Source organism: Azoarcus sp. CIB (assembly GCF_001190925.1).
Lineage (GTDB): Bacteria > Pseudomonadota > Gammaproteobacteria > Burkholderiales > Rhodocyclaceae > Aromatoleum.
The window spans coordinates 1,499,597-1,513,721 of sequence record NZ_CP011072.1; the positions used below are offsets into that span (position 1 = coordinate 1,499,597).

9 protein-coding genes and 1 tRNA gene are annotated in these 14,125 nt (G+C 62.4%); 9 read left to right on the plus strand and 1 reads right to left on the minus strand.

The features are described from left to right. Positions 1–26: 26 nt before the first annotated feature. The 8 genes from acs (at position 27) to AzCIB_RS06650 (ending at position 11,666) form a co-directional block, all read left to right on the plus strand. Positions 27–2,000, plus strand: coding sequence for an acetate--CoA ligase (gene acs, locus AzCIB_RS06615; protein WP_050415164.1), 1,974 nt, complete (start codon positions 27–29; stop codon positions 1,998–2,000). A gap of 202 nt (positions 2,001–2,202) precedes the next feature. Continuing rightward, the gene (locus AzCIB_RS06620) at positions 2,203–2,400 is read left to right on the plus strand and encodes a hypothetical protein (protein WP_198149691.1); all 198 of its coding nucleotides are present in this window, start codon (positions 2,203–2,205) and stop codon (positions 2,398–2,400) included. A gap of 10 nt (positions 2,401–2,410) precedes the next feature. After that, positions 2,411–5,170, plus strand: coding sequence for a sensor histidine kinase (locus AzCIB_RS06625; RefSeq protein WP_050415166.1), 2,760 nt, complete (start codon positions 2,411–2,413; stop codon positions 5,168–5,170). 25 nt (positions 5,171–5,195) lie between these two features. Then, a complete protein-coding gene (locus AzCIB_RS06630) occupies positions 5,196–5,567 on the plus strand; it encodes a response regulator transcription factor (protein WP_018990971.1) in 372 nt (123 codons plus the stop codon). 3 nt (positions 5,568–5,570) lie between these two features. Next, a complete protein-coding gene (locus tag AzCIB_RS06635; RefSeq protein ID WP_050415167.1) occupies positions 5,571–7,739 on the plus strand; it encodes a 3'-5' exonuclease in 2,169 nt (722 codons plus the stop codon). A gap of 64 nt (positions 7,740–7,803) precedes the next feature. Beyond that, the gene (locus AzCIB_RS06640; RefSeq protein ID WP_050415168.1) at positions 7,804–9,861 is read left to right on the plus strand and encodes a sodium:solute symporter family protein; all 2,058 of its coding nucleotides are present in this window, start codon (positions 7,804–7,806) and stop codon (positions 9,859–9,861) included. A 102-nt stretch (positions 9,862–9,963) separates the two neighbouring features. Beyond that, positions 9,964–10,054, plus strand: a tRNA-Ser gene (locus tag AzCIB_RS06645). A gap of 91 nt (positions 10,055–10,145) precedes the next feature. Further along, positions 10,146–11,666, plus strand: a complete 1,521-nt coding sequence (locus AzCIB_RS06650; RefSeq protein WP_050415169.1) for a site-specific integrase — start codon at positions 10,146–10,148, stop codon at positions 11,664–11,666. A 360-nt stretch (positions 11,667–12,026) separates the two neighbouring features. On the opposite strand, the gene AzCIB_RS06655 is transcribed toward AzCIB_RS06650, so the two are convergent. After that, the gene (locus AzCIB_RS06655) at positions 12,027–12,938 is read right to left on the minus strand and encodes a hypothetical protein (protein ID WP_050415170.1); all 912 of its coding nucleotides are present in this window, start codon (positions 12,936–12,938) and stop codon (positions 12,027–12,029) included. Positions 12,939–13,667: 729 nt separating this feature from the next. Between AzCIB_RS06655 and AzCIB_RS06660 the strand changes: the two genes are divergently transcribed. Next, positions 13,668–13,943, plus strand: coding sequence for a hypothetical protein (locus AzCIB_RS06660; RefSeq protein ID WP_050415171.1), 276 nt, complete (start codon positions 13,668–13,670; stop codon positions 13,941–13,943). The last annotated feature ends 182 nt before the right edge of the window (positions 13,944–14,125 follow it).

Sequence of the window (14,125 nt, forward strand, 5' to 3'; positions counted from 1 at the left end):
CTTTGAATAGTTGAGGAGAGGTCAGTATGTCGAACGAACAGCAGCCCCGTATCTATTACCCGTCGGAAGAGATGGTCAAGAATGCCGCAGTCTCGGGTATGGACGCCTACCGTGCGCTGTGCAAAGAAGCCGAGGACGACTACGAGGGCTACTGGGCGCGTCAGGCCCGCGAGCTGGTCGATTGGAAGAAGCCTTTCACCCAGGTCCTGGATGAGAGCAACGCACCCTTCTTCAAGTGGTTCGCCGACGGTCAGCTGAACGTCTCCTACAACTGCCTCGATCGCAACGTCAATAACGGCTTGGGCGACAAGGTCGCGCTGATCTTCGAAGCCGACGGCGGTGATGTGACCCGCGTCACCTACAAGGACCTGCTGGCCCGCGTCTGCAAGTTCTCCAATGCGCTGCGCGCGATGGGTGTCAAGAAAGGCGATCGCGTCGTCATCTACCTGCCGATGTCGATCGAAGGCGTCGTCGCGATGCAGGCCTGCGCCCGTATCGGCGCGACCCACTCCATCGTTTTCGGCGGCTTTTCCGCTCAGGCGCTGCGTGACCGGATCAACGATGCCGGCGCCGTCGCCCTGATCACCTCCGACGGCCAGTTCCGCGGCGGCAAGGCTCTGCCGCTGAAGCCGATCGCTGACGAAGCGCTCGGCCTGGGCGGCTGCGAGAGCATCAAGAACGTCGTCGTCGTCAAGCGTACCGGCGGCGCCTGCGCGATGGTCGAGGGCCGCGACAAGTGGTTCCACGAAGTCTGCGCCAGCCAGGCCGAGACCTGCGAACCGGAATGGGTCGATGCCGAGCATCCGCTGTTCCTGCTCTACACCTCGGGTTCGACAGGCAAGCCGAAGGGCGTCCAGCACTCGACCGGCGGCTACCTGCTGCACGCGATCCTGACCATGAAGTACACCTTCGACATCAAGCCGAACGATGTCTTCTGGTGCACCGCGGACATCGGCTGGGTCACCGGTCACACCTACATCACCTACGGCCCGCTCGCCTGCGGCGCGACCGAGATCGTGTTCGAAGGCGTGCCGACCTACCCGGACGCCGGCCGCTTCTGGAAGATGATCCAGGACCACAAGGTCAGCATCTTCTACACCGCCCCGACCGCGATCCGTTCCCTGATCAAGGCCGCCGACAACACCCCGGCGGTACACCCGAAGAACTACGACCTGTCGAGCCTGCGCATCCTCGGTTCGGTCGGCGAGCCGATCAACCCGGCCGCGTGGGAGTGGTACTACCAGAACGTCGGCGGCAGCCGCTGCCCGATCGTCGATACCTTCTGGCAGACCGAGACCGGCGGCCACATGATCACCCCGCTGCCGGGCGCCACCCCGATGGTTCCGGGCTCCTGCACGCTGCCCTTCCCGGGCATCATCGCAGCCGTCGTCGATGAAACCGGTACCGAAGTGCCGAACGGCCAGGGCGGCATCCTCGTCGTCAAGCGCCCGTGGCCCTCGATGATCCGCACGATCTGGGGCGATCCCGACCGCTTCAGGAAGTCCTACTACCCGGACGACTTCAAGGGCAAGCTGTATCTCGCCGGCGACGGCGCGATCCGCGACAAGGAAACCGGCTACTTCACGATCACCGGCCGCATCGACGACGTTCTGAACGTCTCGGGTCACCGCATGGGCACGATGGAAATCGAATCGGCGCTAGTGGCACATGAGAAGGTCGCCGAGGCCGCAGTCGTGGGCCGTCCCGACGACCTGACCGGCGAGGCCATCGTCGCCTTCGTCGTGCTGAAGGGCGCGCGTCCGACCGGCGAGGACGCCAAGGCGATGATCAAGGACCTGCAAAACTGGGTCGGCCACGAGATCGGGCCCATCGCCAAGCCCAAGGACATCCGTTTCGGCGAGAACCTGCCGAAGACCCGTTCGGGCAAGATCATGCGCCGGCTGCTGCGTCAGCTGGCGAAGGGGGAGGAGATCACCCAGGATACGTCGACCCTCGAGAACCCGGCGATCCTGGAACAGCTCAAGCAACCCGCGAGCTGACCCAGCATGACGGGAGACCGGTCCGCAAGAGGCCGGCCCCGCATAAGAATAATTGAGGCAAGCCGGCGCGAGCCGGCAGGGGGAGGAGGAGAAGGCGCGCGCAAGCGCGCCTTTTTTTTCCCGTCCGGAGGGACTGCGTCCCGGGGCCCCGGGCGGGCAACGGTATACTTCGGGTAGCCATCGTCATCATGAGGGAGACATGATGCGCAGAGGTCTGGCTGGTCAGAGGCTCGTTGCGACGTTCCTGGGTGGGGCGTTGCTGTTCAACTATCCCGTGCTGTCCCTGCTCGACAGGTCGGAGCCCTTCTTCGGCATGCCGATGCTGTGGGCGTGCCTGTTCATCATATGGGCGGCGCTGATCGCCGTGGTCGCGTGGATCGCGGAACGTGGCGCGCGTTGAGGAGGCGGGGATGCTGTCGGGCACCGTCGTAGTCGCCGCATCGTTCGCGTACCTGCTGGTGCTGTTCGCGGTGGCCTGGTACGGCGACCGGCGGGCGGAGCAGGGGCGCTCGATCATCGCGAATCCGTGGACCTACGCGATGTCGCTCGCCGTGTACTGCACGGCGTGGACCTATTTCGGCAGTGTCGGGCGCGCGGCATCCGGCGGGGTGTGGTTCCTGCCGATCTATCTCGGACCGACGCTCGCGATGAGCCTGTCGTGGGTGGTGCTGCTGAAGATGATCCGCATCTCGCGCACCTACCGCATCACGTCGATCGCCGACTTCATCGCCAGCCGCTACGGCAAGAGCCACCTGCTGGGCGGCCTGGTGACCATCATCGCCGTGGTCGGCATGGTGCCGTACATCGCCCTGCAGCTGAAGGCGATCTCCAGCGGCTATTCGGTACTCACCGGCAGCGACGACAGCGGCGTATTCCCCTTCGCGACGGCGAGCTGGTTCAACGACGGCACACTGTATGTCGCATTGACGCTCGCGCTGTTCACGGTGCTGTTCGGTGCGCGCCACCTCGACGCCGCGGAGCGCCACGAGGGCATGGTCGCCGCGATCGCTTTCGAATCGGTCGTCAAGCTGCTGGCTTTCCTCGTCATCGGCGGATTCGTCACCTGGAGCGTGTATGAGGGATTCGACGACATCTTTACGCGTGCCTTCGCGGACCCCGAGCTCGCCGCGCTGCTGAGCCTGAAGACCGCAAGCAGCGCCGGCTACGGCGGCTGGTTCGCGCTGACGCTGCTGGCGATGCTGTCTGTGATCTTCCTGCCGCGCCAGTTCCAGGTGACGGTCGTGGAAAACGTGAACGAGCAGCACCTGCGCCGCGCGACCTGGCTCTTTCCGGGCTACCTGTTGCTGATCAACATCTTCGTGCTGCCGATTGCGTTGGGCGGCCTGTTGTATTTCGGCCGGGGCACGGTCGACCCGGATACCTTCGTGCTTTCGCTGCCGCTCGCGCACGGCGAGCGGGCGCTTGCGCTGCTGGCCTTTGTCGGCGGCTTCTCCGCGGCGACGGGGATGGTCATCGTCGAGACGATCGCCGTATCCACGATGGTCTGCAATGACCTCGTGATGCCCCTGCTGTTGGGCACCGAGCGCTTCAAGCGCAGCAATCATCCCGATCTGACCGGCTTGCTGCTGGGCATCCGGCGCGGCGCGATCGTCGTTGTGCTGCTGCTGGGTTACCTGTATTTCCGTCTTGCCGGCGAGGCCTATGCGCTGGTCAGCATCGGCTTGATCAGCTTCGCCGCGGTCGCGCAGTTCGCCCCGGCGATGCTGGGCGGCATGTACTGGCGCGGTGGCACGCGCGAGGGGGCGTTCGCGGGACTGCTGGCGGGCTTCGTGGTGTGGGCCTACACGTTGATGCTTCCCTCGGTGGCGAAGTCCGGTTGGCTGGACCGGACTTTTCTCGACTACGGGCTCTTCGGGCTGGAATACCTGAGACCGGAGCAGCTCTTCGGGCTGGGCGGACTCGACAGCATCAGCCATGCGCTGTTCTGGAGCCTGACGGCGAATGTCGCGTGCTATGTGATCGTGTCGCTGGCACGCGTTCCGACCGGGCAGGAGGCCACTCAGGCGACCCTGTTCGTCGATGTCTTCAGCCGCGGCCAGGACACGCCTGCGACGTTCTGGCGCGGCAGTGCGCAGATTCAGGATCTGCAGCCCCTCGTCGCGCGTTTTCTCGGCGCCGAGCGGGCGCGGCGGATGTTCGAGTCCTACGCGCGCGAGCGCGGCGTTGCGCGTATCGACGACCTGAAGCCGGATGCCGGACTCGTGCAGTTCGCAGAAACCCAGCTCGCAGGCGCAATCGGCAGCGCATCGGCGCGCGTGATGGTGTCCTCGGTGGTGCAGGAAGAACCGCTGGGGCTAGACGAGGTAATGGACATCCTCGACGAGGCCTCGCAGGTGCGCGCGTATTCGCACGAGCTGGAGGAGAAGTCGCAGGCGCTGGAAGCGGCGACGGCCGAGCTGCGGGCCGCCAACGAGCGCTTGAAGGAGCTTGACCGCCTCAAGGACGATTTCATGTCCTCCGTCACCCACGAACTGCGCACGCCGCTGACCTCGATCCGCGCGTTTTCCGAGATGCTGCTGGACGATCCCGAGATCGATCTCAAGGACCGTACGCGCTTCCTCGGAATCATCGTGTCAGAGACCGAGCGTCTGACCCGGCTGGTGAATCAGGTGCTGGACATGGCCAAGATCGAGTCGGGCCATGCCGAATGGCACAACACCGACATCGACATGTGCGAACTGGTGGGGCATGCGGTGGAAACCACCGAACAGCTCTTCCGCGACCGCGCTGCGATGCTCGAACTCGACCTTCCCGACCGGGCGCCGCACCTGCGCGCCGATCGCGACCGCCTGCTGCAGGTAATGCTGAACCTGATCTCGAACGCGGCGAAGTTCGTGCCGGGCGACTCCGGCGTGGTGCGTGTCCGCCTGACGTGCCAAGCCGGACAGCTTCGCGTCGATGTCACCGACAACGGTCCGGGGATTCCGCCCGAGCAGCTCGGGGTGATCTTCGAAAAATTCCGCCAGGGTGGCGACGAGCATTCGCGCCCCCAGGGGACCGGGCTCGGATTGCCGATCAGCCGGCAGATCGTCGAGCACTTCGGCGGCAGGCTGTGGGTGCAGTCAAGGCCGGGCGAAGGCGCGACGTTCAGCTTCGTCCTGCCGCTACCGCCCGAGGCCGGCGACGGCCCGGATCGCGCAATGACTTAGAATATAAAGAAGGAAAGGGGAGAGCATGGCCAAAAAAATACTGATTGCCGACGACGAACAGAACATTGTCATTTCACTCGAGTTTCTCATGAAGCGTGAGGGCTACGAGGTGAGCGTCGCCAACGACGGTGATGAGGCGGCGCGGCGTATCCGCGCCGAAAAACCCGATCTCGTGCTGCTCGATGTGATGATGCCTAAGAAGAGCGGCTTCGAGGTCTGCCAGGAGGTGAAGTCCAACCCCGAGCTGCAGTCGGTGCGCATCCTGATGCTTACGGCCAAGGGGCGCGACACCGAGGTTGCGAAGGGGCTCGCCCTCGGCGCCGACGCCTACATGACCAAACCGTTCTCGACCAAGGAACTCGTGGAGCGCGTACGCAGCATGCTCGCGGAGCGCTGACGGATGACCGCTCGTGCGCGCTTCATCCTCGCAGTCTGCATTCTTGCGTTGCTGATGACCGGCCCCTTCGTCGTGACGACGGGGCTGGTGTGGCTGGAGGCGGGCGAGGCCGACCGGGCGCGGCTCATCGACGTGGTCGTGCCGCACCTGCCGCTGGGGGCGCTGATGACCATCGTCGGTTTCGCGCTCGGCATGGCCGTCGTGCGCAACCTGTTCCGGCACTACGTGCAGGGACTGCTGCGCATGGAGGAACACCTCAAGCTGATGCTCGGCGCCAACCGCGAATTCCGCGTCAAGCTCGAGGGTCCGCCCGAGGTGCAGGCGCTGGCGCACGCGGTCAACGTCCTCGCGCAGCAGCGAGACGAGCTGCTGCAGGACGTCGAGGCGCAGATCGCCCAGGCGAAGCACTCCGTGGAGGAGGAAAAGAACCGCCTCGCCGCGCTGATGTCGGAACTCACGCAGAGCGTCGTCGTGTGCAACCTCGACGGCCGTATCCTGCTCTACAACCACCGCGCGCGACAGCAGTTCCGCGCCTTGTCGGATACCCCGGCGGTTGCCGGCGGCGGCGAGCTGATCGGGCTCGGACGCTCGATCTACGCGGTCTTCGAGCGCAATCTCGTCAATCATGCGCTGGAGAGCATCCAGCACCGGCTGCGGCGCAGCGCGGCACAGCCCGTCGCCAATTTCGTTACGACGACGCGCGCGGGCCAGCTCCTGCGCGCGCAGATGGCGCCGGTGCTGTCGGTCGAGCAGGAGGAGGGCGGCGAGCGGGCCATCACCGGCTTCATCCTGATGCTCGACAACATCACGCGCACCTTCGAGACCGAATCGAAGCGCGACCAGATGCTGCACACGCTTACCGAAGGCAACCGCGCGGCGCTCGCCAATGTGCGTGCCGCGGCCGACATGCTCGAATACCCGGATCTGCAGGAAGAGCTGCGCGAGCGCTTCCGCACCGTGATCCGTGACGAGGTTCGGGCGATGAGTACGCGCCTCGACGACACCGCCAATGAATTTGCTGACTCCCTCAAGGTGCGCTGGCCGCTCGAGGAGATGCTCGGCGCCGACCTGATCGCCGCGGCGCAGCGACGCATCGAGAATGTCGTCAAGCTGCCGACGAAACTGGAGGAGGTCGATGAGACGCTGTGGGTCAAGGTCGACAGCTTCTCGTTGCTGCAGGCCCTGACCTACCTAGCGAATCGCCTGTCGGACGAGTTCGAGGTGCGCGAGGTGCGTTTCCGCCTGAGCGCAGCGGGCCGGCTGGTCCACCTCGATCTGATCTGGTCGGGCCAGGCGATGAGCACCGAGACGGTGATGAGCTGGGAGCTCGAGCCGATGCGCTTCGCCGACGAGAACAGCCCCCTGACGGTGCGCGACGTGATCGAGCGTCACGACGGCGAGATGTGGCTGGAGCGCGAGAAGGTCCGCCACCGCGCGTTTTTCCGCATCCTGCTGCCGGCCGCCATGCCGCAGGAACAGCTCGACGAGGCGACCATCCTGAAGGGCGAAAGCCGGCCGGAATACTACGACTTCGACCTCTTCAACTGGTCCGACAAGTCGCGCGCGTTGGACGACCGCCTGCTCAGCGAGCTGACCTACACCGTGTTCGACACCGAGACGACCGGGCTCAACCCCTCGCAGGGCGACGAAATCATCCAGATTGGCGCGACCCGCATCGTGAACGGCAAGCTGCTGCGTCAGGAGTCGTTCGAGCAGCTCGTCGATCCCTGCCGCTACCTGTCGCCCGAATCGGTGCAGATCCACGGCATCACGCAGGAGATGGTCAAGAATCAACCGACCATCGAGGCGGTGCTGCCGGCCTTCCATGCGTTTGCCGAGGATACCGTGCTGATCGCGCACAACGCGGCATTCGACATGCGCTTCCTGCAGCTGAAGGAAGAGGCGACCGGCATCCGCTTCGATCAGCCCGTGCTCGACACGCTGCTGCTGTCCGCCGTCATTCATCCGAACCAGGAATCGCACCGCCTCGAGGCGATCGCCGAACGGCTCAACCTGCCCATCCTCGGACGCCATACCGCGCTGGGCGACGCGATCGTCACCGCCGAGGTCTTCCTGAAGATGATTCCGCTGCTCGCGGCGATGGGCATTCGCACGCTGCGCCAGGCGCGCGAGGCGGCCGAGAAGTCGTATTACGCGAGGGTCAAGTATTGAACGCTGATCCCTTGCGGTGCGCACCGGCGTCGCCCGTGCGCCGCTTGACCGGACGGCTGCCCGCATGACCGGGCCGTCTCCTTTCGCACGCCGTCTGCGCCGGTACTACCTCTGGTATACGATCAGCTTCATCTGCTTCGTCGGGCTCCTGGCGGTCGGCGAAAAGATGGGCATGTCGCAAGGCGTGATCGGCCACGTCTTCCTGTTCGCGACCATCGCGATTTACGCGGGCATCGGCGTCATGAGTCGCACCGCCGATGTGACCGAATACTACGTCGCCGGGCGCCGCGTCCCCGCCATGTTCAATGGCATGGCGACGGCGGCGGACTGGATGAGCGCCGCCTCGTATATCGGTCTTGCCGGCACGCTGTATTTCACCGGCTTCGAGGGGCTCGCTTTCGTCACCGGCTGGACGGGTGGCTTCGTGCTCGTCGCGCTGCTGCTCGCTCCCTACCTGCGCAAATTCGGGCAATACACGATTCCCGACTTCCTCGGCGCGCGCTACCAAGGCAACGTCGCCCGCGTCGTCGGGCTGATCGCCGCGGTCATCGCCAGCTTTGTTTACCTGGTCGCGCAGATCTACGGGGTAGGGCTGATCACCAGCCGCTTCGTCAGCGTCGAGTTCGAGATCGGGCTCTTCGTCGGTCTGGCGGGTATCCTGGTATGTTCCTTCCTCGGCGGCATGCGCGCGGTGACCTGGACGCAGGTCGCGCAGTACGTGATCCTGATCGTCGCCTACCTCGTGCCGGTCACGATCCTTTCATACAAGGTCACCGGTGTGCCCGTCGCGCCGGTGATGTACGGTACGGTGCTCGGCAAACTCTCCGAAAAGGAGAGCGAACTGCTTACCGACAGCGCCGAAGTGGCCGTGCGCAAGCAGTTCGCCAAACGAGCTGGCGACTATGAAGCCAAGATTGCCTACCTGCCGGATTCGCTCGATGCGGAGCGCCGCGAGCTCATCGAGCACCTCAACCAGCTGCGCCTGAACAACGCTCCCGCGCGCGACATTGCACACACCGAACGAGCCCTGCGCGATCTGCCACGCACGCCGGATCAGGCGCGTCAGCAATGGGAGCGCGCGCGTGTCGAGGCGATCGAGCGCTCGCGTCCGCCGCCGCGGCACGCCCAGGCCCACCCCGGCGACACGCCCGAACAGCGTGAGGTCGCACGCAACAACTTCCTCGCGCTGGTGTTCGTGCTGATGGTCGGGACCGCTGCGCTGCCGCACGTCCTGATGCGCTACTACACGACCCCCGGGGTTGTCGAGGCACGCAAGTCGGTGTTCTGGGGCCTGTTCTTCATCTTCCTCCTATATGTCACGGCGCCGGCTTATGCAGTGTTCGCGAAGTGGGAGGTGTACAACAACCTCATCGGCACCAGCATTTCAATGCTGCCAAACTGGATCGTCTCGTGGGGCAAGGTGGGCATGGTCAATATCGAGGACATCAACGGCGACGGCATCCTGCAGCTCGCCGAACTGAGCCTCAACACCGACGTGATCCTGCTCGCGACGCCCGAGATCGCCGGTCTGCCCTACGTGATCTCGGGGCTTGTTGCCGCCGGCGGCCTGGCCGCCGCGCTATCGACCGCCGACGGACTCCTGCTGACGATATCCAACGCGTTGTCACACGATCTTTACTACAAGGTCATCAACCCGAGCGCCAGCACCCAACGCCGCCTGGTCATCTCCAAGTCGCAGCTGCTGGTCGTCGCCGTCGTCGCCGCGTGGGTCGCCTCGATGCGCCCGGACAACATCCTGTTCATGGTCGGCCTCGCGTTCTCCATCGCCGCAGCGGCCTTCTTCCCCGCGCTGGTGCTGGGCATCTTCTGGAAGCGCGCTAACCGGCCCGGTGCGGTCGCCGGCATGCTCGCCGGGCCTGCCGTGACGCTCTACTACTTCGTCAGCACCCACGCATTCTTCGGCGGATCGATGGACAACGCCTGGTTCGACATCAACCCGATCTCCAGCGGCGTGTTCGGCGTGCCGCTGGGCTTCCTCACCATCGTCGTCGTCAGCCTGCTCACCCCGCCGCCGCCGCCGGAAGTGCGGGCGCTGGTCGATTACGTGCGCTACCCGCGGCTGCCGGCCGATGATCCGGGCATCTTCACCGAATCGAAGTAGGCGGGAGGTATCTGCGCCTTGGCGGGCGCGCCGGAATTCTCCGCGGAGCGCGAAAATGGGGTTCCGTATCGCGAGTGTTCTGCTACAATGCGCGCCTTCCACGGAGAGATGGATGAGTGGTTTAAGTCGCACGCCTGGAAAGCGTGTTTGGGATAACATCCCAACGCGGGTTCGAATCCCGCTCTCTCCGCCAGAACTTCTAAGTGGCTGAATTGTAAAGGTCTTTTTTCAGCCATTCTGACGCAAGCGCTCCACTTAAGTGCTCCACTTATAAGGAGCCGCACATGCGTCTTGCCGCCCGAAATCTTCGACTCCGTCACGGGATCTGGCACCTCAGGGTCTGCGTCCCGAAGCACCTGCGGCCTCATTTCCAAAAGAACGAGATCTCGCGCTCGTTGCATACTTCGGATCGTCGGCAGGCCAGCGTTCTGCGCCATGGCTACCTGTCTCAGGTGATGGAGCTATTCAGTCGTGTTGAAAAACTCCTCGCGACCCGGCACCATCCGCTGGACTTGAGTTGCTTGGGTTTGGAGATGCCGGATTTTCGTTTTCCGCAGTGGCGTATACAGATTACGCAGGATGACAAGACCGTCGAACTCTCGACGGAGCCTGGAAACTTGGAGGACCATCGTCTAGGTCTGGACGCCCTGTCGGTCCTGCTCTCCAAGGGTGACGTGACTGTTGCGCACGGCGTCGGACGGGCGCCTTCCGTGCACGGGAATCGCAAGCGGCTGTCGGAACTGGTCGAGACCGTCTTCAATGAGGAAAAAAACCGGTGGTCGAAAGCGACAATGATCGACTACCGCGGCGCCTTGAACGATTTCGTCAAGCGACTTGGCGACAAGTACGCCGATGAAGTCTCCAGTCAGTCCATCGCGAGCTACACGCAGGCCTTGCGCGACTGCGGGACTGCGCAGCGGACAATTGACAAACGCCTGAATCCGATCGCCGCGCTCTTCAAACTCGCGCAGCGAGACGGTTACTATCCGCCAGGAATTCCGCTTCCTACGACCGGCCACTTCAAGTTCAGGAAGGTCACCAATGCGAAGACCAAGGGGCGCGGAGGCTTCGAGTTCTTTGATGCCGCGGATTTGAAGAAGATTTTCGATCCAGCGAACTTGTCTGCAGCGCGGACGCCGCATGAGTTCTTCCTGCCGTTGCTCGGCTTACTCACCGGCGCACGCATCAATGAGCTCTGTCAGTTGGCCTTGACGGACGTGCGTGTGGACGACGACATCGGTGTTGCCTATCTCGACATCAATGGCGACCGCGAGGATGCCAGTGTGAAAACCGATTCTTCGCCCCGATGGGTCCCTTTGCACCCAAAACTTGTTGCTACCGGGTTCCTTGAGTATGTCGCTGCCGTTCGCAAGTCGCCCGGCGCAACACTCGTATTTCCCTATCTTCGATATTCCGAAAAAAATGGCTATGCGGGGGCTCCCAGCAAAGCATTTGGCCGCTACCTCGACAAGATCGGTGTTGTTGGTGCGGGGAAAGTATTTCACTCGCTTCGCAAGACGTGTAACCAGCGACTTCTCGAGGGGGGCGTTTCCGTGGAGATCCGCTCTGACTACTTGGGACATGAGAACGAAAATGTGAATAGCGTTGTTTACACGCGCGGCTTGCAGCTCAAGAAGCTGGGCGAGGTTGTGCACCCGCACCTTGATTTTCCCGAGATTGACGCCGCGAAATTGCGACCAGCGTGCGATCGTCTGATTCAGACGATTGATCAGCTCATGTCCAAAGCCAAACGCGATGCTGCGCACGAAGCAGCGATGAAAACTCGAGTGAAGACGAGGGGCTAGCGGGCGCCCTTGTCGCGAGGCCCAAGCGCGGTTCATCCCCACGCACGTGGGGAATGCTAGTGCATGCGGAAGCGCTCACTCCTCGCTTAGAAGTTTGCGTTTGCACGAAAAACGGTGAACTAGGTGGCACACGCTCTTACAGAGAGAGCCAACAAAGCGGCATGAAGCGGCGCACCCAGAAACATAGTGTATTTTCAGCTACAAGGTCGATCGACCTTGTAGCTGAAAATACACTAATGAAGTAGTTTGATCGCTGTGGATAACTTTATACGGCGACGGTGAGTTGCGGCGGCTGACATGGACCATTGTGGTGGCCGATGAGCCGCCTAGCACTTCCACATTGCAAATTTGATAACTCTGCTATGCGGGTACGGCGCTGCGTTCCTCAAGCTCTGGGGCAACTTCGTAACTGACTGTGGATGTACTCTTGATGATTTCTTTACCGCACGGCAGGATGATATAGATTCGCGTTCCCGAAAAATATAGTGTCGCCAGATCGGCGGAATGCGTGACCACGTGGCTTGTACCTCGGTGCTTTACCCATTCCTTCCACTGCACTTTGATGGCTTTAACTGATGGCAACTGGACGAGTCGTTTTTGATGGTCCTCGGCCAATCGGTTGATGCGCGCTTTTTGCTCCGACATCATTAGACGTACGCGCTCGTCGGCGAGAGCTCTTTCCGCAGTTCGCGTCTCTTCGCGTTGACGACGGATTGCGGCGGCATGCTCCTCCTCAGTTCTAAGCTGTTCCAACTTCGGCGCGAAGATTTCGGTCCACATGCGTTCGTGTTCGAGCCAGATGCCCTTTCCGGGAATGGCAGGCCAACAGGAGGTTTCGGGAAACAATTCGCGGACCCTATTGCGGGCAAGCCACCGTGGTATGTACAGTTTCTTGTCAATCTCGAGGACCTGAGCCTTGGGGACCGTGATTTCGTATTCAGGACCCTCTCGTGGCACAAATCGTCGCGAATCGAACAGGGCCTTCACAATGACCTTTCGGGCGCTTGCAGCGGAGGTACGTCTCCCTCGCTGGACCTCAATCAAGGCGCTGCTACCCATTTCTACGGCCTTGCGTAAGTCTTCGAAGGTCTTGCGATGATCAATACCAAATGCACCAAGCCGAGATGCAAGCGGGCGGTATGCAGTCGTGTCGATCGAAATCACGGCGCCCCAAGGCAATTCAATCGATGTCTCAAAGGTGTTCTGGCGCTTGATCTTCATGTCAACATGTGGCAACTGGTGCGATTCAGAACGGCCGAAAACGATTCGCATTTCTCTTCTCCTTAACGAATAGATACCCCATGGCAATCGGGTTTCTATATCTGAGACGACTGTAATTAAATATAGTTCATGTCAGATGAGAGAAAATTTGGGGATCAACAGTACTACATGGCGGATGAAGCCTGCGTCCATGATTGAGACGCGCGTGCCAGAGAATATCCACTGAGCGGGCAAACAGATGCCGGGCGGCTTGCTGCTGACCCGTCGCCCATGGCACTCCGAAGCAATTGTGGTGTACCTGACCAGCAACGGCGCTGAGCTGTCATGGAAATCGAGTTGATGTCAGTCAAATGATGTCATGTGGCTGCGAATAAGAGGATCGGTTTTCGTTATGACGATATGCATACATCCGTAGACGGAGGCGTGTGAATAGCGTTGAGCTTCGTGCCGAACCCGATGCGTGCGGCAGCACTTACGTCCGAGTCGCGCGAAAACGCCAGCAAGGTTCCCGAGACTGTGTTGTCGGCCGCGTGCAGGTGAGCCTTGCGAGCCGTCGAGTACTGTACGAAAATATAGTCTTAGGAGCCTCAGCCATGAAGACATCTCTCCCGCACGTCCCATACGCGGTGTGCCCGCACTGCCACACGTCGGTTCCCCTCGCACGCTTTGAAGACGCGGTCTGCGGTGCCGTGATCTACCGCGTGTGCCCCGAATGCGACCATACGGTCGTCGCGCGCTCACCTCGTCCGCGGTCGCACAGGTCGAGCCGGAGCAACGCACATGTTCGACGTCCGCGTGATGCGCCGCGAAGGGGTCCGTATTCCGAAAGAGGAACTCGTGAGGCAGAGCGAGTTTATCGGGGACTTCGCGCTGGACCAGGCGAACGGTGCAAAGCGGCTGCGACTGAAGAGCCCTTGGACCGGCGACTATGCGCCAGTCGAGTTGTACGACCCCGTCCTCGTGAGTGCCCGCGGCGGCACGCAGTTATGGCGCGGTTACGAGCGTGCCGGTGACCGTGGGGTGGTCCAGGAATGGCTTGTGCGCGCGCGGCGTTGATGGGAATTCCTGACGGGAAATCGTTGTCCGTGCACGCTCAATATTGACTCCCCCTGCGTGCACTGAATTCTGATCCTGGATGTTTAGCCCTTGAGCATCGATCGGCTGTGGGTATGCATAGCCCGCAGCTGCTTCCTCCCGCGGGACGCTCAGAACGGTGCTACAGGTGAAGCCGGAGGAGG